We start from the raw sequence: 25,240 nt of genomic DNA, 5'->3' as shown, positions 1-25,240 counted from the left end.
GTTTTTGCTTTTACCACCAAAAGCGGGTGTTACCCCGCTGAATATTTTATTAATAATTTTTCTGCTATATTTTTTTGAATTTTAGCATACCATACATCAAAATAATCATTAGAAGTAGATATAACCTTATCACATCTTTGTATTTCTTCTTTAAGAAATGTTATTGCTGGGTCTATTTTCATGATCTTTATTATTTATTAGAGGTTAAAAAGAGGTTTATAAATCTTCTGCTGTATGCCAACCTATACCGTTGCCATTTAATTCATCATCAAAATCATAGGCTTTAGGTGAACTGTTATTTTTTGGTAGATTATTTTTAAATTCTCTCGAATTTCTTTTTGACCAATAATCGCTTTCGGCTTGCTTTTTAGCCTCTTTCGCTTCTGATTTCGTTTTACCTTCTGAAATAGCGTTTTTATACGCTTTGTTGACTATGTTTAATCTGCTCATATTTTTTTTATTTGGGTTTGTTGATTGTCTGTTTTTGAAATCTTATAAAAGCTTCTGTTTTCTCAAATTCACCTTTGTAAGTTTCTAAATACGCGGTTTCATAATCATCTAAAATAAATCCATTTAATCTGAACCAATCGATGTATCGCTCATAAATATCTAACCTGCGATATCTATCGTATAAATTGGTGAAAATTGAATACTGCTTTGGTGAAACCTTTAATGTTGAATAATTTATTCTTAACAACGAAGTCAAAAAACTTAATTCAAATTTATTCAATAATTTTAGACGATTTAAAGTCGTTCGTATTAGAACTATCGATTCTCTGTTTATGTTTTTGGTTAATTTCATTTTAATTTAGATTTTACAATTAGAACACTTTGGCATTTCTTCACCTATTTTTAATCTTAATCTTTCGACTTTTTTACAACACTCACAAACTGCATCTAAAATTATGTGAGTGTTGGTCATTTGAATGAATTCTTTGACTTTCATTTTATTTTGCTTTTTTGAACGCTTTAAATTCTGCGTCAGTCATTGTTTCAAGTTTCGCTTTTAAAACGCTCATTAAATCGTTTACGTGAACACCACTAATCAACATCGCTTGGCTAACTCTTTTATACTTCGCTCTGCTTAATTCTAAATATCTCTGAAAGCCTAAAGAATAAACTGGCTCAACATCTGAATGAAACATTGAGAAAAGATCTTTTACGCTTTCTACTACCTCAGGTGTAACTTCGTAAGTAGTGATTGTTCTTGCGCTGTGGTTGATTACTGTAGTGTTCATAATGTTGTTTTAATTTTATACTGCAAATATCTAATTAATTTTAATGCAAAACAAGTATTTTCTAATTTATTTTAAATTTTAACACTTTTATTAAAATAGCAATTTATAATATATTGATTTATAGCACCAAATTATTTGTCAATAAAATAAAAAAATAGATATTTATAATATATTAGATTTTTATCTTTGTTTTATCGGGTATTTGTTTTAATTTTGGCTCAAATATTTAAAATGAAAAATTTAAGAATTAGAGAGATAGCAGGGCAGAAAAATATAAAAATCAGTGAAATTGCAGAATTTGCGGAATGCAGTCCCCAGATGATGAATAATTATCTGAATGAAACACACGGTATCCCTCTTGATAAATTATTTAAAATCGCTAATAAATTAAATTGTGAAATTTTCGAGTTAATAAATGTTAGCGAAAAATTAGATCATTTATACACTGGCTCTGGTGAATGGTTAGGAATAAGAAAGAAATAAGGGACTACTTAAAGTCCCTCAATTTTAAAATGCTTTGATTTGGATTTGCTTCTGAGCTTCCAATCTTCTTTTTTCACGTCCTACGGTGTAGATTGAAGTTGTCCGGTCATCACGATGGCCAGCCATTATTTGTGCGCTGTAATGAGCTTCCTCCACTTTATCGAGAAAAGTATGTTTGAGAATGTAAATGCCTTTATCTATTCCTATTTCTTTCATTATTTTTTTAGTCCAGAATTTATAAACATAAGTTCTGTGCATTATATCTTCGCCGGGTTGGTAGAAGAATGAAAAAATGTAATCATCATCAAAGAGAGCATTTTCCATTTGATCCTGCCAAAATGGTAAGGCATTTGGAATTATCGCTCTTTTTTCTCTAACATATAATTGCCCTTTTTTTAAAGTGATTGTGAACTCCGATTTTTCTAAATTAATATCTGATTTTTTTAAACCTAAAAGCTCCGGAACCCTACAGCCGGATAGATAGAATATTTGAAAGAAATTGTAAAAATGAGGATAGTTTTTTTTGATGTGCTTTTCGATCTGCTGCAGTTCTTCATTAGTGAAAATTTCTTTTCTCTCTACAATGTGTTTTTTGGTCTTGATTCCAGTACATGGATTTACCTTGATATAACCTTCATCTACCAAGTCAGTAAACAAAGACGAGAGATGAACTTTGAATTTATTAAAAGTGTAATTGGATAATTTCAAAGATTCTAGAGTTTGTTTAACGTGAATAAGCTCGATATCTTTAATCTTTAAATATCCAAGATCTAAGTTTGTCAACGCCTCAAGAAATCTACCTAAATGTAATTCAACATTCATTTTATGTTCAGGAGTAAATTCTTTGTTTTTGAGAGTTTGCCGAAGTGCTTCAGCTATATTTGAATATTGATTTATCTGCCCTTCCTGAAACATAAATTGTTTTGTTCTGGGATTGTAATCTTTCTCGTCAAGAAGTTCGGTCATTTGTTGCAGAAGGCTTTTCTCAATTGCTTTCCGTTCCTTTTCCGATTTGAAACGATTAAGCTTTCTTCGATAAGTAAAAGGCTTATCCTGCCCCTCTTCGTAGAAACGACATTGAATGAACCAGTCATCTTTTGAGCTGGTCACAAGGAAGTCGGAGCGTCTGCATCCGAAATTTAGATTTTTCATGCGCATTAATTTTGTTACCGATTTTGTTACCGATTAATACGCTTCAAAAAAGTGAGAAAAGGTGCAAACCCTTTGTGGGATTGGGTTTGCACCTTGTGACCGCGAAGGGATTCGAACCCCCAACCCTCAGAGCCGAAATCTGATATTCTATCCAGTTGAACTACGCAGCCATTGGTATGAGTAATTGGTCATCAATTGTGTAATACTACCGATCACCAATCACTCATTTTTTTATTAGAAAGTAATTTTCACTCCTCCTACAACCTGCGCGCCTAAGACTTTATAGCCTTTATACGTTTGGTAGTTTGAGTTCAGAAGATTATTTCCGAGTGCAAAAATACTGAAATTTTTGTGAAATTTATACTCTGCGGAAAGATTTAAATCAGCATACCCCCCAACTTTATCATTTTTGTTCTCTGTAGACTGGTAAACAAGGTTTGGATTGGCAACCCCTTCGATCGCGAAAGAGTTTGTGGTTCTGTCACTTGCAAAGATCCCTTTGAACCCTAACAGTAGTTTTTTATCCAGCATGGTATATTTTGCTCCGATGCTTGCATTCACTAAAGGAACGTTATAAATATCGGCATAATTCTTCAGATCGTACTTTGTAAACCTTACTTCTCCGTCTAAAACCAGATTTTCAAGTGGGAAGTACTGAACGCTTCCTTTAATATCGCTTACATTTCCGTCATCATAAACAGCAGAGAATGTATTTGCAAAATTATAAGCAGAACGGTTCAAAGTATAGACGTTGTCGAAAAGATTATTCCCCTGGAAGAACATAATATCCCTCATTTTTCCGTAACCGGCAGAGAAGTCGTATTTAAACGTTTCGTCGATGTCTCCACGTAAGCCTATGTAAAAGTGATATTGCGTCTCTGTTGGCTTTAAAAACTGGTCAGAAAGGATGAATGGGTTCGCCTGAAGAAGATCTCCGTACGTATTAAGCTTCAGTCCACCGTCTACCCCACCATAGAATTTAAATTCTTTAGCGGCAGCCACCTGAAACTCAGCCTGCGGAAACCAGTAGGTTTTGTTATTTTTCACTTCTCCACCCAATGCATCATTTGAATTCTTAGCGTTCAGGAATGAAAATCCGGAACCTAACATTAAGTAAGAATCTCCTTTTCTGAAGGTTACTTTTGGAGTAAGGCTTGTATTAAAGAAATTGGAAGAGTTTTTGTTGACAATCGCAAAATCTGTTTTCACTGCTTCTACGCCAACGCCTAAGTCTGCATTCAGATTAATTCCTGACTTCCCGATCTCCACTGCATGCTTTGAAAGATTCGCCAAAATGGAAACCTGATTTTCCTGTGCATCAAAATGATCTTTCAGGAAAGATGATTTTACCCTTACATCGTTTAAGATCTCATTGGAATAAAAATCATAATATCCGTTTACTTTGAACTGGTTGACTCTTTGCTTCAAATCTACATCCGCAGCGGGAGTCAGTGCATAAATTCCGTAGTATCTGTTATTATCCAAAACGTATTGGGCATTCAAGTTGAATTTTCCTTTTTCGCCGTATGAATTTAAGTACGCTCCAATAGCGGTAGAACTCTGCTTGGAATCCCAGTCATATTCTTTTTTCAGACCTAAAGTGGAAAGGAAATGGAAATCTGCTCCTACTTCCAGTTTGTTATCAAGGGTTTTGGAAATATTGGCATCACTCAAAATTTTCCCGAAGTTGCCCATTCCAAACTGCACATAGTTGTTCTGAGCTGTCCCGTCGAATTTTGGAGTAACATCCTGTCCTTGAATCGTAGATGTTTTAAAATCCGAAACCGCAGGCACATCGGTGATGGTATACTTCACAGGATTCTGGGATTTCTCTTCAGGCGGATAATTTTTGATGGTCTCCACGGAGGTCTTCTTCTTCTCTATCTTTTTCACCTCCGGTTCCCGCTTCTTATTAAGAATCAGTTTTTCCTCCTTGATCTGGGAGAACGCAAACTGCGAAAACCCTAAAAATAATATGGATAATAATTGAATTTTTCTGTTCATTGCTCAATATTTGTATTAATGTATAATGTCGGATGTATAATGTAGGTATTGGATTGTACTTTGTACTTTGTACTTCTTACATTATACTTTATACATTTTACTTTTTAATCTGCTTTTTAACCTCTTTTGCTTCCGCTACGATCTCAGGGAAATCTTTGTAGTTCTCAATGATCTGGTCACACGTATAGCTTGCCTGGTAGTTATCTTTCAGCCCAACATAGTTTTTAGCCATCAGCACCAAAGCTTTAGCTCCCCAGTAATCTTCAGAGGCATAGTTATTTGCCAGTTTAAAGATCGTCTCATTGGAAGACTTGAATGCTTTTCCCTTGTTCTGATAATAAGCTTTTGCATACAATGCTTCTGCTGCTACCGAGGTATTGGATGATTTTTCAAGAGAAGTATATGCTGACTGCGCGTCTTTATCTTTCCCTGAATTCATTAAGCTTCTCGCTTTGATCACTTTCGCTGTTTCCATAACCGCGGCAGAGTTTTTCGTGTTGGCAATTACTGCATCTGCCAGTTTTTCGGCCTGAGAGAAGTTTTTCTCCGCGGCATATAATTTCATCAGTTCTACATTAGCATAATTTTTAATACTGATGTCTGAAGAGTTTTTGATATTCTCAAGATACTTTTTAGCTTCCGCCGTATTCCCCTGAGCCACGAAGATCTGTGCCAGACGGGTCTGCGCATCATCCTGATAGTCGTTCTGTACAGAGGCTATTTCCTGAAGAACAAGAAGCGCTTTGGTAGCATTATTGGTTTGATAGTAACTTTCTCCCAACTCGTATTTAGCCTGATAAAGACCTTCTCCGGTAGGATTCTGCGTTAAATATTTTTCGTAGTATGAAATCGCGTTTTTGTAATCTTTCTTCGTGAAATACTGCTTTCCGGTCGATAGATTAATCTCATCGATTTCAGAAGCCGCTAAATTCACCCCGATATTTTTAGCAAAGCTTTCATATCCTGAAACGTCACCGTTTTTCGTGAAAATAGGCTTTGCTGCCTGAACGATCTTTTCAGCATACGCCGTATTTTTATATTGCTCTCCAAGAGATTTAAGCTCAGAAAGAGCTTTGTCACTTTGATTCTGATCAATATAATTCTGGGCTCTGTAAATCGACGCATTCGCAATAAGATCCTTATCCGAAGAAGTTTTGATCACTTTGGCAAAATAATCATTGGAGTTGGCAAAATCATCCTGTGCGGAGTAGGCAGTTCCTATTTCATATTGCGCATCATCGTAATATTCAGAATCCGGATATTTGGATAAAAGATTTTTCAGATTGGTGATCTTCGCCTGTGTATCGCCTTTGAATCCTAAAGCCATTGCTTTTTGGTATAAAGTATAGTCTGTGGCATCTTCATTTTTATCATAAATGGCAATCGCCTCGTTCAGGTCATTATTCGCGTAATGAATATCTGCCAGACGAAGTTCTGCATCATTTTTAAATTCAGGCTTCGGATTGCTCAGATACTGCTTGAAATACGTCTGTGCCTGATCGAACTTTTTAGCTTTAAAATAAGCATAGCCCAAATCGTAAGGCAGCTGCTGCTTTTCAGGGAAGGTTTCGGTAAGAAGTTTCTCATAACGGGCAATGGCAGACGGATAGTTTCCTTTCTGGTAATACACCTGTCCTAACCAATACAAGGCTCTGTTGTAAAATTCTTTGTTGATATTAAATCCTAAACTTCTCAGGAAATACCTTTCCGCTTCATCATAGTTTCCTTTGTTGAATTCTTCTGTTCCCAATAAATAAGAAACCTCCTGATCCACTTTATTGATCTCTGGCGTAGAATTCTGAAGCCTGTCGATCGCGTTCAATGTTTCTTTATAGTTTCCGGAATACAAATAAGATTTCACCAGAAGAGATCTCATTTCAGGTGCATTCGCATCATTCTGATGGTCGTTGATATAGTTTTGGATCACCCCGGAAGGACTTTCAAAAGGGTTTCCGATATCGTAACTTAATTTGGCGTATTGTTCATGAGCCAGTTTTTTAACCTTAGCATCATAATTCATCTGATAAGAAGATCTGAATGCAGAAAGGGCTTCCTGCTTTTTATCGACCGCCAGATAAGCGTTTCCTAATTGATAGTAGGCATTCTGTGCCAGCGCTGAATTGCTGTTGACAAGCTGGTTGTAATAAGAAACCGCTTCATCATATTTTTTAAGCTGAGCCGCCACAAACCCCATTTCATAAAGGTCGTTTTCAGAAGGATTCTGCTGTACGCTCAGATAATCTTTCAGGTGCGGATAAGCCGAATTATAGTCATTTTTCATAAAATAACTTTCCCCGATGATCTTATGAACCTCTGCTTTATAAGAATCTGAAATGCTTTCGCCCAACAAAGCTGTTCCTTCAGAAATAGCCTGGTCATAATTCTTATCGTTGTAGTACATCTGTACATAGTAAGGACGTACGAGTTTAGAGAATTTAGGCTGATCTTTCACAGAATCAAAATACTGGAAAGCTTTATCATTCTGACCACTTGAATAATACAAATGTCCAAGCATATAAGCGATGTCTCCTTTTTGGGATTCGTCAGCCGTTTTATATGCTTCTTCCAGAGCATCGGTCGCCCCTTTGGTATCACCGGTCATGAATTTAGCGTATCCCAGTTTCAGGATGTACTGCGTATTTTCTTCTTTTGAAAGCTGATATTGATTCACTTTTTTCAGTGTCTCCAACGCTTTGTCAAAATCTTTTTTAGCTAAATAATAATCTGCCAGCGGAAGATTTGCCTGAGCAAAATAAGCCGAATTCGGATATTCTTTCATGAAGGCCGTCAATCCTTCTTCTGCATGATTTTTCTGAAGAATCACCCCGATCACATTATCAAAAAACTGCGCTGCCTCTTTTCTGGATCTCGACAAATTCTGATTATAGAAATATTGTCGTGCATATTCGAACTGAGAAGCATTGTATATTTTAGTCTGATAAAGATTTTCTGCGAGATTGAACCTGTAATTTTCCTGCTGTGTAAAGTACTGTGACTGTTGCGCTTCGGAAACTCCGAAATAAAGTACTGCAGCTGAGAGAAGTATTTTTTTTGAATTCATTCTTTTTTTGAATAAAAAGATTAGTCTATATAAGGTAACGAAAATATTAAAAACTTATTGTTTAAGCAAGTTTTAAAGGTTTAATAACATAAATTAACAATTGACTCCATTTCACTGTTTGATGATAAAAAATGATTACTTTAGTATAATAAAACGTGAACAGATATCAAAAGAGCATCATCAAAACAATAATTTGATAAAATCCTCATTCTTCATCAGCTAAAAACATACCAATACATGAAAATTAAAATACTTTTAGCATTAATCGTAGTCAATCTCATACAGGCTCAGAAGTTTTACTTTCCCAAAAATGCGGTCTCCGACTCTGCTGTTCTTGAAAAACAACTCCCGGTGCTTGCCTCAAAACTGATGACACAGCCCTCATTGACGAAACTTAAGAATACCAACAGGCTGGCTTACCTGGACAATCTTTTCCGTTTACAGATCGTTGCCCGTGATTATAAAAAATCAATCGCTACCCTGTCGGATTACCGGAATGAATTTGCAGATCATAACATGGCCGGAAATAAATTCATTGCCTATGAATTTTACAGTAGTGCCAAAATGATGGAGGCGAAAGAACAACTTAATTTCCAAGATGCTCTTCAAAAAGCATTCAATAAGAAATACGGCAACCTTCCTGATCAACTGATTCCTAAAGTAGGGATTGGAGTCGACGGAGATGTGAATGCATCAAGAAAACTTCTGAAGGAAACACTTGCCAAACAAAGAGATAAGGACAGCATTGACTACGGATCGGCACTGGCTTTATGTAAAAGCTACCTGAATTATAAAACCTTTTCACAACTTAAGCCTCATATTGTACAATGGGTAGAATTAAAAGACAAGGAAAAATTCATTACCGACACCAAAGATCTGAAAACAAAAAACGGAAACACCCTGACGATCACTATTGTCAGAAAAAAAGAAAACACCGCTCCCCTTCCCGTCATCCTTACCAATAATATCTACGCAGGACCTATTGATGCTGTTTTTGGCAAAAGAGCAGCGGTCTATAATTATGTAGGTGCTGTGGTGAATACCCGTGGCAAAAGAAACAGTAATGATGAGAACAATCCTTTTGAACATGAGTCACAGGATCTATATGAAGTGATCGACTGGGTCAGCCAACAACCGTGGAGCAATGGTAAAGTCGGGATGATCGGAGGAAGTTATTTAGGCTTCAGCCAGTGGGCCGCGGTAAAGAAACTGCATCCGGCCTTAAAAACAATTGTCCCTCAGGTAGCAGTGGGAATTGGAATAGATTATCCTGCCCAAAATAATATTTTCATGAGCTATATGCTCCAGTGGATTAACTATGTGACGAACAATAAGCTTACGGATGAAGCCGATTTTAATAATTTCAAGAAATGGGATTCCATTAATACCGCATGGTACAAAAGCGGAAAATCATTCAGATCTCTGGATACCATAAGCGGTAAACCCAATAAGATCTTTCAAAGATGGCTGGATCATCCCGGCTACGACACCTACTGGCAGAAAATGGTTCCCTATAAAGAAGATTTTGCCAACATCAACATTCCCATTCTGACAACAACAGGATATTATGACGACGACCAGATAGGCGCTCTATCCTATTTTAAATCCCATCATCAATATAACAAAACTGCCAATCACTATTTGGTTATTGGTCCGTATGACCATGGTGGAGCCCAGAGCTTCGGGTATACTTACGTCAATGGAACAGCAATAGATCCTGCAGCCAGAATAAGCATTGATGACCTGGCTTTTTCATGGTTCGACTACATTTTGAAAGACGGCAAGAAGCCCGCGCTGTTAAAAGACCGGATTAATTTTCAGGTGATGAACACCAATACCTGGAAACATGTTCCGACTTTAGAAAAAATGCATACTTCAACTCTTAAATTTTATCTTCAGGATCACAAAGATGCTCCATCGGTATTTAATCAGCCTGCACAGAAAAATTTTGTTAAACAATCTATTGATTTTAAGAACCGGGACCCAAAAGAGACCTACCGCAAAGTAAGCAAAACAGACAGTGTAAAAACCACCAACTCCGTATATTTTGAAAGTGAAGTTTTAGACAAAGATCTTATCATCAGTGGAAATCTCGCAGGATTTTTCAATGTTTCCATTAATAAGAAAGATTTTGATACAGATACCTATTTGTATCAGGTGAATCCCCAGGGTAAGACCTTTTTATTATCAACGCATATTGTGAGAGCGAGTTATGCCAAAAACAATGCCGTGCGCCAGCTTCTTGAGCCTGGTAAAACAGAACAGATTCCCATAAAAAACTCCATCTTCATCAGCAAAAAAATAGAAAAGGGAAGCAAACTGGTCCTATTGGTTGGGGTAAATAAAAATCCAAGCTGGCAGATTAATTACGGAACAGGAAAAGATGTAAGTGATGAAACGATCAAGGATTCCGGTGAACCGCTGGAAATAAAATGGTACAATGACAGCTATGTTGAAATACCTATTTATCAAGAATAAAGGCATTTACCCTTTATAACCTTAACCTTTTTAACGAAATATTATGATTACAGCCAACACAAAAATAAAAAATGATTACATTTGCTTTTTTTCAAACTCAAATATAAATATTGAATGAATCAACTTTTCAGAAGGAAAAACTATTCAGCAACAGATACATCTACTAGTCTTTTAAGGGTTTTAGGTGTTTGGGATATTGTTTTTTTTGGTATTGCGGCCATTATTGGAGCAGGAAGTTTCAGCAGCTTAGGTGAAGCAGTTTTCAGAGGGGGCCCCGGAGTTATTCTACTTTATTTAATTTGTGGTTTTGCCTGTGGTTTCACCGCATTATGCTACGCCGAATTTGCCAGTCGAATTCCTACAGCCGGCTCTGCCTATACCTACGCTTATGCCAGTTTCGGGGAACTTATTGCCTGGGTCATCGGATGGGCACTGATCATGGAATATTCTTTCGGGAATATTTATGTGGCTTTTTCCTGGTCAGATTATTTCACCAGCTTTTTAGAGCGTCTGGGCATGCATATTCCGGATTATCTTACCTGCAGCTATACGGAAGCCCGAAAAGCTTTCCAGAATGGTTCCGAGAATAAAGAATTGTTAAGCGCATGGAGTAATGCACCTCTAATAGGCAATTTAAAGTTCATCGTTGACCTGCCTGCATTGGTGATCAACGGCCTTATCACATGGCTTTGTTATGTAGGGGTAAAAGAGAGTAAAAACTTCAACAATTCTTTAGTTATTTTAAAACTGGCAGTCATTGTTCTGGTAATTCTTGTAGGCTTTGCTTATATCAATACAGATAACTGGACGCCAGTCAATCCAGAAACACATGTCGCCTCATTCATGCCCAACGGTTTTGCCGGAGTTATGAGTGCGGTTTCCGGGGTTTTCTTTGCATACATTGGTTTTGACGCATTAAGCGTTCTTTCCGAAGAAACAAAAGATCCCCAGAGAACACTTCCGAAAGGAATGATCATTTCTCTGGTACTTTGTACGGTCATTTATATTGCTTTAACATTGGTTCTGACGGGAATGGTAGACTACAGGAAGTTTGATGGTATCGGAGATCCGCTTTCATTCATATTCGAAAAATCAAATGCCAATGTGGCCTGGATGGAACTTGTGGTTTCTTTCGTCGCTATTGTAGCCATTACCACCGTATTGTTGGTATTCCAGATGGGACAGCCAAGAATCTGGTATGCCATGAGCCGTGACGGGCTGATGCCTGAAAAATTCAAAACAGTACATCCGAAATATAAAACACCATCATTTGCTACGATCGTTACAGGTATTGCAGTGGGAGTTCCTATCCTTTTTACGGATAAAACATTCATTCTCGATTTTACAAGTATCGGAACCATCTTTGCTTTCGTACTGGTTTGTGCCGGGGTTTTAATGCTCCCTGCAAAACAAAAGGTTAAGGGAACGTTTCACCTTCCTTATATTAATGGTAAAATCATATTCCCAATTATTTTTATCGGTGGACTCATCGGTTTCTATATGTGGCAGCCTGCATTTTTCAATCATCTGACCGATTGGAGCGATCCTAAAGAAGGAGAATTCAGAGCTTCTATTTTGGTTTTTATCCTGATCAATCTGGTACTGTGTGTCTTTACCTTTATTAAAAATTTCTCTTTAATTCCTCTGATTGGTCTAAGTTCTTGTTTATATCTTCTCACAGGAATGAGCCATGAAAACTGGTTCTGGTTCGGGCTTTGGTTTGCTTTAGGTCTTATCATCTATTTCTGCTACGGTTACAGAAACAGTAAGCTTAGGAAAGAAACAGATTCAAAATAGAATTATACCATAGACAATATATTAAAAGGCAAATTGGCAATCAGCAATTTGCCTTTTTTCTTTTCAACTTTAAACTTCCCATCAAAAAATCGGCAGAATTATTGCATAGATTTCAATGGATATTATAAACTAATCAGCCATGTCAGAAAGAATAAAAACGTACCCGGAATTTTATCAGTTCTATCTTACCGAACATAGTAAAACAGGAACAAGGATCTTTCATTTCATCGGAACACTTCTTGTATTTCTCGTGATCTGGTATGTAATCAGTTCAGGAAAGGAAAGGTTCCTGTGGTACATCCCCATCTTCGGATATGGCTTTGCCTGGTTCAGTCATGCCGTTATTGAAAAAAACAAGCCTGCTACTTTTAAGTATCCTTTTTGGTCGCTGATATCAGATTTCAGATTATTTTTTGAACTGTTGATTGGTAAACAAAAATTCAGAGGGATTGCTCCGGCCCCAAAGGAAACTGAGAATCCTGAAGCTTCCAATTAATCTATTATTCTTACATCATAAAAGGTGAATTAGGTTTTTGATTGAATAGTTACCATTTAAAAATATACTTAAAGTAAAAGATTTTTACAGATAAGTTTCTGAGGTGTGTCAGGAAAAAGATGACCAATTGAAAATTGGGTTCCAAATATTTTTCGTAAAAAAACAAATATCTTGAATTTTGCGATTTTCATTTTGAACCAGATTATTCTTCGGATCGTTTGGCATTGATGCTCTTTCGTTAAATTTTTACATGAGGTTAAATTAAATCATTAAAAACTAAAAAATAAGAGAAAAACGACTTGAAAAACTTCGGCACAGTAATTGCGAACTAAGCTTTAAAATAAAGTTTATGAAAATTATAGCAACCATTCTAAAAGGAGTTGTTCCCGCAGCAGCATTATTCGCAATGACCCAATGTACCCCTATGGCTAACACTGCCGGAGCTGACGAAAAAACTTTCATCGTAGGACCTGAAACTGCAGATTGTACCGGAGTAGCCCCGATGAAATGTTTGCAGGTAAAAGAAAAACCTTCAGAAAGCTGGACCAATTTCTATACAAACATTGATGGATTTACTTATGAGCCGGGATATGAATATGTTTTGAAAGTAAAAACAGAAAAGATCGCCAATCCGCCAGCTGACGGATCTTCTATAAAATATACACTGATCAAAGAGGTTTCTAAAACCAAAAAATAATATGAAGAACTCCCGGAAATTTCCCGGGAGTTTTTTTATGTTCAATTCCCACAGATTATGGCATTCTTATGTCAGATCGATGATCACTTACTTCCTCTTTCTGTCTTGATTATTATCTTTATAGTTATCGACTTGTCCTAAATTTATTTAATGCAATATTGTTTCATAAATAAAGATTATATTTGTTACTGCAACAATATGGCATTAATCATATTGAAATTTACAGAAAATATGAAACAGTCGAGAAACACAGCAGCAAGAACGGAAATAACAAGGCTTATCCATGAATCCGGAGTAGCTTTGTCTCATGCAGAATTGCAGGTTTTATTGGATGGACTCTGCGACCGTGTAACGACTTACAGAGTACTGGACAGATTAATGCAGGAGGGCATCATCCATAAAGTGGTAGATATTGACGGTACCATAAAGTACGCGGAATGTCATACCTGTACCACAGAAATTCATCATCATGACCATCTTCACTTTAGTTGTGAGCAGTGTAAGACTGTGACTTGTGTAGAAGATGTTGAACCCAAAATCAAATTACCTGTAACTTATAAAGTTCATAAAATCAATCTTACGGTATCCGGAATCTGTCCGAATTGTCAATAACAATGGAATATTATGTTTCTTAGTGCCTTGAAATAAGTAAGCTCCTTTTTGTTCTTAAAAACGAATTGCACAAATATTTTCACAAAAGACACGAATATCCCTGACGAAGTAGTGACATTCGTTTCTTTTGTGGTAATTGTGGCTAAAATAGATGCTGACAAAATTAAACCGTCATTCCAATATCAATTCCTTTGATTTTTCTATAAAGATCGGTGGCAAAATTATCGGTCATTCCTGATACAAAATCAATTACGCCAAGCACTTTCTGGTAGTCGGTTCCTTCTTCATAAACAAATTGTTTAGGAAGCAGTTTCAGGGCTTTTATATCATATGATTTTCTCTCGTGTCCCGGTTTCAGGATCGAAGGAATGAAATGATCGAGAAGTTCATACATTACATTATATCCTGCATTTTCAATTTCTACAACGGCTTTATGGTTATAGATTTTTTCAATGGAGAATGCTTCAATGTCCTGAAGAGCGCGATTTTCGGATTTATAGATATCAAGCAGTCCATTATCAAGATTTCCCTTAAGAATGGTTTCAAAATTATTCTTGTAAATTTCAAGCGATTTATTGATCAGGGCATTGATCGCTTTTGCTCTCAGATATGATATTTTCTCATTTTCATTGGAAATGGAAGACAGCTTATTTTTCACCTTGTCCATATCACTGCTTTCAGACTTGATCAGTTCAAAAAACAGGTTTTCACAGTCTGAAGTGGATACAATTCCCAATCGGTGGGCATCTTCCATATCAATAATATTATAACAGATATCATCCGCAGCTTCTACCAGCCAAACGAAAGGATGTCTTTTGAATATATACGGTTCTTCGTTTTCTATAATTAAATTCGTTGCTTTGGCAATTTCAAGGAAAATCTCTTTCTCATTCTGGAAAAAACCGAATTTTTTCCTGTGAATAATTCCTTTTTTCTTGGCAACAGCTTCGCAAGGATATTTTGCAATACTGGCAAGCGTGGAAAAAGTCAGCTGAATTCCACCTTCATCTTTTCCCTGCTGGCGCTGAGCCAGAACCCTTATCGCATTGGCATTTCCTTCAAAATTGACCAGATCTGCCCATTCTTTCTCATTGAACTTTTGCTTCAGGTCTTTTTCATTTCGTTCAAAGTAGCTCGCAATAGCATCTTCGCCTGAATGTCCGAAGGCAGGATTTCCTACATCATGACATAAGCAAGCGGCAGCAATCACGTTTCCTAAATTATGAAGATAGAAGTTTTTTGAATCTTCTGTAAGGTCATTTTTATAGGTATCAAAGATAAATTCACCAATAATACTTCCCAAACTTCGGCCTACTGACGAAACTTCCAGCGAGTGTGTCAGCCTGTTGTGTACAAAAACACTTCCGGGAAGAGGAAAAACCTGAGTTTTATTCTGTAGTCTTCTGAACGCTGAAGAAAAGATAATTCTGTCGAAATCTCTCTGAAAATCAGTTCTTGAAGCTTTAGTATGCGGATTGTTCCCTGTACGCTGATTCGTGTAAATCTGGTTTAAATTCATCATTTTTCAAAATTACTCCAAATTTTATTTTTACGGAATAGTATTTGAACTTTTATTGAAAAGCAACACCATGCCTGAAGGACCATCCATACTTTTAATGAAGGAAGACCTGCTGCCTTTTGTCGGAAAAACCGTAACAGAAGCCGGAGGTAATGCTCCATTCGATAAGGAACCACTGATTGGCCAAACCCTTCATGAGATCCGTACTTTCGGAAAACAGACCTATCTTGTTTTTGATAAGTTAGCGATCCGTATTCATTTATTGATGTTCGGATCTTATGGTATTGACGAACAGACGAAGCCTGACAAAAGCTTACGTTTATCGCTTTTTTTCAAAAAAGGAAGCCTGTACTTTTATACCTGTTCTGTAAAGTCTGTAGATCTGGAATTTCTACATACTATAGATTGGGAAGCGGACATTATGAGTGATCTCTGGAATCCCAAAAAAGCAGAAACGAAACTGAAATCCAAACCTGAGATGATGGTTTGTGATGCGTTGATGAATCAGGATATTTTTTCGGGTGTAGGAAATATTATTAAAAATGAAGTGCTGTTTAGAATTGGAGTACAGCCTGAAAGTTTAGTAGGAAATCTACCTGCAAAAAAACTAAAGGAACTGATTGCTGAGTCCAGAAATTACAGTTTTGACTTTTTGGAATGGAAACGTGAATTTATTTTAAAGAAAAAATGGCTCGTTCATACCAAAACAGTTTGTCCGAAATGTGGTGAAAAACTGGTCAAAAAGCAAACGGGACTCGGAAAAAGAAGAAGTTTTTATTGTGAAAAAGACCAGAAGCTTTATTAAAATAAATATTTGAATTTAAATCAATATTAAAATTCGCGAAATGCTTAAATTTGGTTTAAATACTATAAAAAATGAGCGATACCTGGCTAGAACGGTGGAATGAAAGATACAGCAGCGATGAATTTGCCTACGGCATAGATCCCAACAATTATTTAAAAGAACAGATTGAAAAGCTCAATCCCGGAACGATTCTCTTTCCTGCAGAAGGAGAAGGGAGAAATGCTGTTTTTGCTGCAAAGCTTGGCTGGAAAGTGTCTGCTTTTGACATCAGTGAAGAGGGAAAAAGCAAGGCTCTACAACTAGCGAAAAATAATGAAGTAAAAATTAACTATCAGGTAGGTGAACTGGAAACCCTGGATTTCCATACGGAACAGTTTGATGTGATTGCGCTTATTTACGCTCATTTTCCTGCGGACATGAAATCATTCCTGCATAAAGTTCTGGACCAATATCTGCGCAAAGGAGGTTTGATTATTTTTGAAGCTTTCAGTAAAAGTCACCTTGAATATGTGACAAAAAACGAGAAGGTAGGCGGACCGAAAGATATCGGATCCTTATTTTCAATTGATGAGATTAAAGCAGACTTCCCGAATTATGAGGTCATAGAACTGGAAGAAAAAGAAATTGAACTTCGCGAAGGTGTCTTTCATAATGGAACCGGATCTGTCATAAGATTTACGGGACGAAAAGGATAAAAGAAGGGCGGAATTATTAATAATTTAAGAACCTGGATTTAATGATCCGCCTGAATATCTAACGAAAAAAGCAGTTTTTTATACGTCTCCCAAAAAATGGCAAATGAAAACCGAAGACACGGATGACAGCGGTACCGCGCGCCCGGGTTTTTAATAAACAAGAATCTTTTAAAGACTATATTTTGAAGCGAGCTACAACTTCAGAAATTGAGATCAATTGCCTTTTAAAGGGAAAAACTAAGAAAAAGTCATTAATCAAGGGTCAACAAGATGATCATACAGATCTTTACCATTTGGATAAACCTATCTCTACTGAATATAAAGAAGTCTTTTTTTTATTTTAAATTTTTCAATCATTAAATAAAAACGCTTAATGTGTCCCCATCTTTGAAAACACATTAATCACGATCACTCCTATCACGATCAGTACAATTCCTATGATTGCCGGCAGATCCGGAACCTGCTTAAAAGCAATAACTCCAATAAGGGTTATAAAAACAATTCCAACACCGGACCATATCGCATACGTTATTCCTACAGGGATCTGTCGCAGTGTAATGCTTAAAAAGTAAAATGCGGCAGCATATCCTACGACAGTTACTAAGGAAGGCCAAAGTTTTGAAAATTCTTCAGATTTTTTCAGAAAAGTTGTTGCGATGATCTCAAATATGATCGCTAAAGCAAGAAAGATATAGCTGCGTCCCATAAAGGTCTGTTTTTTTTACAAAAATAGGTAAAATGGCTTCCTTTCATGATAAAAAAAACTGATAAAATCACGATGAGATCACCTCATATTGTTTACAAAATAAACTTCATAATAGTTTATATCTCAATCCTTTCCTGAACGATCACCACATAAAATCTAACCCATTAAAATGTTCAAAATAAATCTATACTTAGTGATAATTAATTAAGCATCCGGTTTTAAATTACTGAAATGAATTAAATTACACTGGCTTAAAAAAGTCTGACAGTAGCCGTTTGAAACCTGTCATTATTTCATACATAAGTGACAAAATTATCAATTTTATGACATTTCTTTTGTCACACTTCAAAAAGATGAGAATAAAATCGGATCTCAAATAATAAGTTTTATTAACATAATATTACTTTCACTTTCCAAAATCTGACATTTAAAACCAACGCTAAAAGTGATTAGTATGCATCGCATTTCTTATTTTTTGTTTTATCAAGTCCAATATAGAAGTGCTCAAACCTTTGCCGATTTTTTATTTTTTTACAGATAAGACAATAAAGATATTAATAAATTCATAAAAACATATTAATTTTTTGTAAACAAACACTTAACAATAATTAAACTTTTAACCACATAACACACTGATATACATCATGATTATTTGCTTTGGCACGTGATTTGAAAGTTGTAATATTGCAATTAGAAAATTGATAAAATAATCACAAATAACTAAATAAAACAAAAATGGTAACTTACATCGGAATCGCAACATGTGTAGTAGTATTCGCTTCTTACTTTATGACAGTAAAAAGAGAACAAAGAAACTAAGTTCTATATAAAGCTCATCAGCCTATAGAACATCTGTATTCATTGTATTGTTTATGTTTTTGATCTGAAGGGTCGGATCCTGCACTTTTACTCATTGGAGTAAAAGTGCCCAAAAACATAATCCAAAAATTAAATTTCATAGCAAATTTTATATATCCAAATAGTCAAGCTGAGCTTTTGCTCGGCTTTTCTTGTTCAATACGTGGAAACGCTGCCCTAGAATGTGATAAAGTATATTCTTTTACCTATTTCTTTCTCACTTCTTTCATTTCTATCCTGGCCTACTCTATTATTCCATTTCAGGTCCCCACCTGTCATTCAATAAAGCCTTATCTTTGTGGTGATAAGAATCTTTTTAGTTTTTACTATGAATCTGTACAATCTCATCATTCAGGATAAAGAGGAAATAACCCTTAACGATGTATTTCTCGGTCAAAACAACAGAGACCAGCTTACCCAGCTTATTAAAGAACACACGTACGTCAAAGAACTGCAGGAATATGGCCTTCCGGTGAACAACAAGATCCTTTTGCAGGGAAAGTCAGGTTGTGGGAAAACCATGACCGCAAAAGCCATTGCGAATGCTTTAGGTAAAAGTATCCTGATCTTAAATCTAAGCAATATCGTTTCTTCGCGTATTGGAGAGACGTCACAGAACATTAAAATGATCTTTGACAAAGCTGCCCGGGAAAGATCTGTTCTTTTTCTGGATGAACTGGACCAGATCGGGAAAGCCAGAGGAAGCGATGATAAAGATGTGGGCGAAATGAGAAGGTTGGTGAATACACTGATCCAATTGATTGATTATTATCCTGAAAATGCACTTCTCCTTTGCGCCACCAACCATGCAGAAATTATTGACACCGCTTTGCTGAGACGTTTTCAGCTGAAGATCAGCTATGAAATGCCTTCTGATGAATTTCTGGATACTTTCTACGATGATCTCCTGTCTCAATTTCCTGAAGACCTGCGAGTGATAGACCGCCAATATCATATCTCTTTTGCTGAAGCGAAGGACCATGCTTTTACCTCCGTAAAATCGGCACTGATCAAAAAACTGGAATCCCAGACCATGACAACACAGCCATGAAAGAAGATATCCTCCACAATCTCGAAGTCATCCATGACAGAATAAAGAAAGCGTGTGAAAAAGCAGGAAGAAACCGCGATGAAGTCAGATTGTTGCTGGCTACGAAAACCGTTTCTCCAACATCTATTAAAATCGCTTTAGAAAACGGACAGACATTAATTGCCGAAAATAAAGTTCAGGAACTGAAAGAGAAATATGAGGAACTGAAAGAGACTCCGCATGAAAATCATTTTATCGGACATCTGCAGACGAATAAAATCAAGGATATTTTAAAATATGACGTGGCTTGTGTGCAGTCTCTGGACCGTATGGATCTGGCGGAAAAACTTCATCAACGGCTTTTAGCTGAAAGAAAAACCATTGAGGTTCTGATCCAGGTGAATACCTCCAACGAGGAAAGTAAATTCGGAGTATATCCTGACGAAGCGGCAGAACTGACCAGAAAATTATCTGAACTGAGTACTTTAAAAATCAAAGGACTGATGACGATCGGACTTTTCAGTGCAGAAACAGAGAAAGTACGACCTTGTTTTAGACTCCTTAAAAACCTGCAACAGGAAATCATCAAACAAAATATTCCCCATGTAGAAATGAAGGAACTATCTATGGGAATGAGCGGTGATCTGGAAACTGCCATTGAAGAGGGTGCCACGATAGTGAGAGTAGGAACGGCAGTTTTTGGAGCGAGGGTTTATCCGGACAGTTTTTATTGGGATGAAGGGGTTTGAATTTTGAAGTTTGAGGACTTGAGAGTTTGCGTGTTGATGCTATGTTATTTGGGTTTGGATTTTTTTCCACAGATCTTAAAAGAGGTTTAATTAAACATCTGTTTTAGTTTATTTATTTTTAATTACTTCTATATTTTTTTTCGAAAAGTAATGGGCTTATATTCTAAAAATAAGTATTCTTTAATGTAATCATTAAAATTTTACGTTAAAAATGTTAATCCTCTCATTAAAAAGAGATTATATCAGTTTTATTTATAGATTTACCGGACACAAATACACTCTGATGATGAAACAAAATAATCTGATTTCTCTCCGAAAATCATTCGGAATATTGTTCTTTATTTTAATCGGTTCATTACTGTTAATGGACTGTTCGAAATCTTCAACAAGCAATGAAAGCGAAACAATTAAGGCCACTTTCTTATTGACCTGCATTACCATTGCTGCAAGTTTCAGTATTTTCTTTCTCTCAAAAAAAATCAGGCGGAAAGAATAAAGATCAAACTTATTCCCTACAGTTTTTCCATTTTCCTTTCATCAACAGCTGATTTGGGGATTGTTTTTGAGTGCAATTGTATTAATTTTAGAGAAAATATATGAAACGAAGTCCTATGTTGATTCAGATAAGATCTGTAGTTTTATTTAAGAATCAACGCAAAGTTATATTAGAAAATAGAATTGGATAATTTCATACCTATCCATTTTTAATTATGATGAAAACTACTAATCCAAATTACTTCTTCCTTTTACTGTTACTCTTTCCCAACTTCCTCCTAGCCAATGCGGGCTCACCTATGATATGGTTTAGTTTTTTGCATTTGATTTGGATCAACTTTATCATCGGAACTTTTGAAAGTAAGTTTCTTCTCGAAAAATTCAACATTCCCAACAGAAAGTGGCTCATCGTTGCTGCGAACTACACTTCTATGTTTTTGGGTTACTATTTTATTGCCCCTCATTTTTCTTTTGAAAATGGTTTTCCTGATTTTTGGGGTATGAAATCAAGAGTCGGGGAATATGAACTTGGAGGTTTCTTCATTGGATTTCTATGCAGTTTTGTTGCAACCTTAATTATTGAATTTCCTTTTTATTGGCTTTCATTAAAAACCAAACAACAGGGATGGAGATTACTGAAACCATTTTTTCTGGTCAACCTTTTAACCAATTGTATAATGCTTCTCATTTATTTTGCCATTGTTGCTTTTTCTGCAAAATGGTCATAACTGTAAAAAAGGTGATTCTATTATTAATTTCATCAGGCGTTGAATTAAATATTGCTTTTCAACGGTTATTTATTTATTTTTAGCCTCATCTAATCTGGAGTGCCTTATTATATTACCATAAACCCTTATTGCAAAGCTAAAAATGTAATATTTCAACCCTTCCGAATGTCCTACATATAAATTAAGACCATGAAAAATTTAAAAGCCGTATTAATTTCGTCTTTATTCACCTTAACCACCCCATCAATATATGCCCAGAATTGCGACTGCACCAAAAACCTGGAGTGGGTAAAACAAACGTTTGAAGGAAACGATGCCGGTTTTGAATACGCATTAAAGCAAAAAAGCAATCAGGCTTACGAAGCCCATAATAAAACCATATCCGAAAAAGTAAAATCAGCTAAAACATTCAGTGAATGCACTCCTGTTTTGTATGAATGGCTTACTTTTTTCCGTTCCGGTCATGTGGCCATCAGACCTCTGAAACAGGAATCTCCAAAACAGAATACACCCGAAAAATCAAACAACGAATTTGCCAATTGGGAAACTCTGCCGGTAGAAACACAGGATTTCAAGAAGTACCTGGACAAAAAGAAAACGTCCGACTATGAAGGAATCTGGTATACGGAACCTTATACCATTGGAATAAAAAAGAAGGGAGATCAATATGTAGGATTCATCATAGAATCCGGCGCAGAAACCTGGACAAAAGGACAGGTGAAACTGAAACTCAATTCTTCAGGTGGCAAAATGAGCTCTGTCTATTATATGCGTGATCATTCGGGAGTGGAATCCAGTGAGATCACCTTGACCGGGAAAAATCATTTACAAATCGGAGATTTCAGTCTTTCAAGAGTATACCCAAAGATGGAGGATGACCCCAAATATACGCAGTACTTTAAGTCGATAAGCGCCAATGAACCGTATATCGAAAAATTAAACGAAACCACTTTTTATTTAAGAATCCCATCTTTTCAGGCTTCCCAGAAAAAGAAGATTGACAGCGTGATTGCTGCCAACAAAGATAAAATCCTCTCCACTGAAAACCTGATCATTGACATCAGAAACGGAACCGGAGGAAGTGATGCCAGCTACAACAGTATCCTTCCTTTGATTTATACCCAACCAATAAGAACCGTTGGTGTAGAGTATTTATCTACAAAACTGAACAATCAGAGAATGCTTGATTTCATCAACAAACCTGAATACGGGTTTAATGAAGAGAATAAAAAATGGGCCAAGGCTTCATTTGACATCCTGGAAAAACAGCAGGGAAAATTCGTCAACCTCAATGACAACGTCGTGAGCATTACAAAATATGACACCATTCATCCTTATCCGAAAAATGTGGGAATTATCATCAATCAGCGAAACGGAAGTACCGACGAACAGTTTTTACTGGCAGCCAAACAAAGCAGGAAAGTGAAATTATTCGGAACCACAACTTTTGGTGTTTTGGATGTATCCAATATGTATTATGTTCCTTCGCCTTGTAAGGAATTTGAATTAGGCTATTCGCTTTCAAGAAGTATGCGTATTCCTGATTTTACGATCGATGCAAAAGGATTGCAGCCTGATTTTTACTTGGACAGAAGCATTCCGGTGTATGAGTGGACGGAGTATGTGAATGGGGTGCTGAACGGGAAGTAAAACCAAAACGGAGAAGATATTTATAAAATAGCAAATAGTATATTTTTATGAGATTTTTATTTTTTTATATTTTTTTAGGAGCTTTCTTAAATGCCCAAACCGTAACAGGCAAGGTACTATCGCAATATGACAGAAGTCCTGTGCCTTATGCCAGGATTGGTATTGATACTGAAGAAAATGGAACTATTGCTGATGAACAAGGTAATTATACACTTGATTTAAGTACCGTAAATAAAGATTTAAATGTAACCGTAGCTGTTGGAGGTTTTGATAAATTTTCAGTTCCTATCAACAGCTTTCTACAAAGCAGTACCCATATTATTCTTCTAAAAGAAAAAGTAAAAGATATTACAGAAGTTACTATTACTCCTAAACGATTTAAAGATAAACACTGGGGAGTAGATTCTAAGTCAAAGAAAATTTTGTTTGCAACATATCCTGAAAGAAAAAAGGAAAAAGAAGAACAATCCCGTGAATTGGCAATTAAATTTTCAAATAAAAGAAAGGTGAAAATTCAAAAAATACACTTAAATGTGGCTGATTTCCAAACGGATGTACCTGTTGAATTAAGGATTAATGTTTATAATGAGAAAGATAATCTCCCTAATGAATCTGTTTTATATAAGGATGTTACAGCAGTTCTTACAAAAGATTCTATTATAGATGGTACCTTTACACTTGACGTAAGTGATTATGATATTTACGTAAATAGTGATTTTTTTGTTAGTATACAATTTATGAATTTTTTTAAAGGACATATATTTCTTAGCGGAGCTTTACTTAAAACGGTATTTAAAAGAAAATACTATGGCAGCTGGGAAAAGTCATCAGTCGCTTCTCCTGCTATTAATATTGATGTAAAAGTTGAAAAATAACTTCGATGTTAAATTCTATTTTTTCAACACATTTTTTTATCTTTACTATTCAAAATTTTCAATTAAAGCTTTCAAAAACCACAAATGGAACAGAAAATACATCAGGGAAGAAACGTAAAGAGATTCAGAGAAATGTTAGGAATCAAGCAGGAAGCTTTAGCTTTCGACTTGGGCGAGGACTGGAACCAGAAGAAAATTTCGTTACTCGAACAAAAAGAAACGATTGAAGATCCTTTGCTTCAAAAAATATCTGAAGTTTTAAAAATCCCTGTAGAAGCGTTCCAGAATTTTGACGAAGAACAGGCTATCAATATTATTGCCAATACTTTTCAGGATGACGCAGTTGCTTATGCTGAACAATACAAATGTACTGTTAATCCAATAGACAAAATCATTCAATTGCACGAAGAAAAAATTGCTCTTTACGAAAGAATGCTGAAAGAAAAGGATGATATGATGTCCAGACTTGAAGCATTGCTCAACCATAAATAAGCAATAAAGGATGATAATATTAAGCTGTCATTATAAATAAATTTAGTGAATAATGGTAGCTTTGGAAATAGACCTTATTTTCTCATCTTTGCTGAGTGGAACGCCTTTGCGATCATTATCATGCAGTGAGTAGTCAAAATCCTTAGGTTCTTTGCGTGGAGAAAAATGAGATTGCTTCGCTTCGCTCGCAATGACAATAGAATGAAATGGCTAGGCTGTTCTGAAAACTCCTTTCAAATCTATCTTTTAAAGATTTTCCTATTTACTACATACAGAATTCTGATTCCCATTGAATGTACGGTATATTTTTTGCTCGTAAAACATTAAAAACCAAACAAATATACCTATGATTAAAAAATTACTCTTTAGCTGTCTCTTCATGACAGTAGTATTCTTGTCTTCATGTGAGAAATCTCAAAATACATCATCAGCACAAGACAGTGAACTATCCATTAAAACAGTATCAATGGTAACTTTTGGAGCCATGGCTGTTGCACTTCTTGTAGCCTACAGCTACCGAAGAAGATAAAACAAGATCAAAAATAACAAAAAAAACACCCGTTTAGAATGTAAACGGGTGTTCTTTATAAAAACAAATCCCATCCTAAAAAAATATAAAT

Annotated in this window: 23 protein-coding genes and 1 tRNA gene; 15 read left to right on the top strand and 9 right to left on the bottom strand. The window is 35.9% G+C overall.

Going from position 1 to position 25,240, the window contains the following annotated elements:
- Positions 1-29: 29 nt before the first annotated feature.
- The 3 genes from EG346_RS24870 to EG346_RS16530 all read right to left on the bottom strand — a co-directional run bounded on the left by EG346_RS24870 (position 30) and on the right by EG346_RS16530 (position 1,238).
- Entirely contained in the window at positions 30-182 is a 153-nt protein-coding gene (locus EG346_RS24870; protein ID WP_164466198.1) for a hypothetical protein, read from the bottom strand.
- A 34-nt stretch (positions 183-216) separates the two neighbouring features.
- Positions 217-450, bottom strand: a complete 234-nt coding sequence (locus EG346_RS16535) for a hypothetical protein (protein ID WP_123880133.1) — start codon at positions 448-450, stop codon at positions 217-219.
- Between the two features lie 497 nt (positions 451-947).
- On the bottom strand, positions 948-1,238 hold the full coding sequence (locus EG346_RS16530; RefSeq protein ID WP_123880131.1) for a hypothetical protein: 291 nt from the start codon (positions 1,236-1,238) through the stop codon (positions 948-950).
- A gap of 231 nt (positions 1,239-1,469) precedes the next feature.
- Between EG346_RS16530 and EG346_RS16525 the strand changes: the two genes are divergently transcribed.
- Positions 1,470-1,721, top strand: a complete 252-nt coding sequence (locus tag EG346_RS16525; protein ID WP_123880129.1) for a helix-turn-helix domain-containing protein — start codon at positions 1,470-1,472, stop codon at positions 1,719-1,721.
- A 24-nt stretch (positions 1,722-1,745) separates the two neighbouring features.
- On the opposite strand, the gene EG346_RS16520 is transcribed toward EG346_RS16525, so the two are convergent.
- The 4 genes from EG346_RS16520 to EG346_RS16505 all read right to left on the bottom strand — a co-directional run bounded on the left by EG346_RS16520 (position 1,746) and on the right by EG346_RS16505 (position 7,938).
- Complete coding sequence (locus tag EG346_RS16520) at positions 1,746-2,873, bottom strand: tyrosine-type recombinase/integrase (protein WP_128124813.1); 1,128 nt, start codon at positions 2,871-2,873, stop codon at positions 1,746-1,748.
- Positions 2,874-2,969: 96 nt separating this feature from the next.
- Positions 2,970-3,043 (bottom strand) — tRNA-Arg (locus EG346_RS16515).
- 64 nt (positions 3,044-3,107) lie between these two features.
- Positions 3,108-4,877: a TonB-dependent receptor gene (locus EG346_RS16510; RefSeq protein WP_123880125.1), complete on the bottom strand. Its 1,770-nt coding sequence runs from the start codon at positions 4,875-4,877 to the stop codon at positions 3,108-3,110.
- Between the two features lie 97 nt (positions 4,878-4,974).
- A complete protein-coding gene (locus tag EG346_RS16505; protein ID WP_123880123.1) occupies positions 4,975-7,938 on the bottom strand; it encodes a tetratricopeptide repeat protein in 2,964 nt (987 codons plus the stop codon).
- Between the two features lie 237 nt (positions 7,939-8,175).
- Here EG346_RS16505 and EG346_RS16500 point away from each other — a divergent pair, with 237 nt between their 5' ends.
- The 5 genes from EG346_RS16500 to EG346_RS16480 all read left to right on the top strand — a co-directional run bounded on the left by EG346_RS16500 (position 8,176) and on the right by EG346_RS16480 (position 14,018).
- Positions 8,176-10,416 (top strand): CocE/NonD family hydrolase, encoded by a 2,241-nt coding sequence (locus tag EG346_RS16500; protein ID WP_123880121.1) that lies wholly within the window; start codon positions 8,176-8,178, stop codon positions 10,414-10,416.
- A 114-nt stretch (positions 10,417-10,530) separates the two neighbouring features.
- Positions 10,531-12,213 (top strand): APC family permease, encoded by a 1,683-nt coding sequence (locus tag EG346_RS16495; RefSeq protein ID WP_073332626.1) that lies wholly within the window; start codon positions 10,531-10,533, stop codon positions 12,211-12,213.
- A 139-nt stretch (positions 12,214-12,352) separates the two neighbouring features.
- Entirely contained in the window at positions 12,353-12,709 is a 357-nt protein-coding gene (locus EG346_RS16490; protein ID WP_123880119.1) for an Mpo1-like protein, read from the top strand.
- A 349-nt stretch (positions 12,710-13,058) separates the two neighbouring features.
- Positions 13,059-13,406, top strand: coding sequence for a DUF4377 domain-containing protein (locus tag EG346_RS16485; RefSeq protein WP_123880117.1), 348 nt, complete (start codon positions 13,059-13,061; stop codon positions 13,404-13,406).
- 198 nt (positions 13,407-13,604) lie between these two features.
- Positions 13,605-14,018, top strand: a complete 414-nt coding sequence (locus EG346_RS16480) for a Fur family transcriptional regulator (protein ID WP_228425996.1) — start codon at positions 13,605-13,607, stop codon at positions 14,016-14,018.
- Positions 14,019-14,181: 163 nt separating this feature from the next.
- Here EG346_RS16480 and EG346_RS16475 read toward each other — a convergent pair whose 3' ends face one another.
- The gene (locus EG346_RS16475; RefSeq protein ID WP_123882725.1) at positions 14,182-15,537 is read right to left on the bottom strand and encodes a deoxyguanosinetriphosphate triphosphohydrolase; all 1,356 of its coding nucleotides are present in this window, start codon (positions 15,535-15,537) and stop codon (positions 14,182-14,184) included.
- Between the two features lie 70 nt (positions 15,538-15,607).
- Between EG346_RS16475 and EG346_RS16470 the strand changes: the two genes are divergently transcribed.
- Entirely contained in the window at positions 15,608-16,342 is a 735-nt protein-coding gene (locus EG346_RS16470) for a DNA-formamidopyrimidine glycosylase family protein (protein WP_073332633.1), read from the top strand.
- A 71-nt stretch (positions 16,343-16,413) separates the two neighbouring features.
- Positions 16,414-17,037 (top strand): class I SAM-dependent methyltransferase, encoded by a 624-nt coding sequence (locus tag EG346_RS16465; protein ID WP_123880115.1) that lies wholly within the window; start codon positions 16,414-16,416, stop codon positions 17,035-17,037.
- 370 nt (positions 17,038-17,407) lie between these two features.
- Here the strand turns inward: EG346_RS16465 and EG346_RS16460 are convergent, their stop codons facing one another.
- A complete protein-coding gene (locus EG346_RS16460; RefSeq protein WP_073332639.1) occupies positions 17,408-17,743 on the bottom strand; it encodes a DMT family transporter in 336 nt (111 codons plus the stop codon).
- A gap of 1,186 nt (positions 17,744-18,929) precedes the next feature.
- Here EG346_RS16460 and EG346_RS16455 point away from each other — a divergent pair.
- The 7 genes from EG346_RS16455 (at position 18,930) to EG346_RS16425 (ending at position 25,149) form a co-directional block, all read left to right on the top strand.
- Positions 18,930-19,652 (top strand): AAA family ATPase, encoded by a 723-nt coding sequence (locus EG346_RS16455; protein WP_123880113.1) that lies wholly within the window; start codon positions 18,930-18,932, stop codon positions 19,650-19,652.
- Positions 19,649-20,380 (top strand): YggS family pyridoxal phosphate-dependent enzyme, encoded by a 732-nt coding sequence (locus tag EG346_RS16450; protein WP_123880111.1) that lies wholly within the window; start codon positions 19,649-19,651, stop codon positions 20,378-20,380. Before EG346_RS16455 ends, EG346_RS16450 begins: the two co-directional genes overlap by 4 nt.
- Before the next feature lie 710 nt (positions 20,381-21,090).
- On the top strand, positions 21,091-21,603 hold the full coding sequence (locus EG346_RS16445; RefSeq protein WP_123880109.1) for a hypothetical protein: 513 nt from the start codon (positions 21,091-21,093) through the stop codon (positions 21,601-21,603).
- A 189-nt stretch (positions 21,604-21,792) separates the two neighbouring features.
- The gene (locus EG346_RS16440; protein ID WP_123880107.1) at positions 21,793-23,253 is read left to right on the top strand and encodes a S41 family peptidase; all 1,461 of its coding nucleotides are present in this window, start codon (positions 21,793-21,795) and stop codon (positions 23,251-23,253) included.
- A 47-nt stretch (positions 23,254-23,300) separates the two neighbouring features.
- Complete coding sequence (locus EG346_RS16435) at positions 23,301-24,128, top strand: carboxypeptidase-like regulatory domain-containing protein (RefSeq protein ID WP_073332654.1); 828 nt, start codon at positions 23,301-23,303, stop codon at positions 24,126-24,128.
- Positions 24,129-24,212: 84 nt separating this feature from the next.
- Positions 24,213-24,620: a helix-turn-helix domain-containing protein gene (locus tag EG346_RS16430; protein ID WP_073332656.1), complete on the top strand. Its 408-nt coding sequence runs from the start codon at positions 24,213-24,215 to the stop codon at positions 24,618-24,620.
- Between the two features lie 379 nt (positions 24,621-24,999).
- A complete protein-coding gene (locus tag EG346_RS16425; RefSeq protein ID WP_228425994.1) occupies positions 25,000-25,149 on the top strand; it encodes a hypothetical protein in 150 nt (49 codons plus the stop codon).
- The last annotated feature ends 91 nt before the right edge of the window (positions 25,150-25,240 follow it).

The sequence above is a fragment of the Chryseobacterium carnipullorum genome (assembly GCF_003815695.1).
In the GTDB taxonomy this organism is placed as follows: Bacteria; Bacteroidota; Bacteroidia; order Flavobacteriales; family Weeksellaceae; genus Chryseobacterium; species Chryseobacterium carnipullorum.
This window is presented reverse-complemented; position numbering and strand designations above follow the sequence as displayed.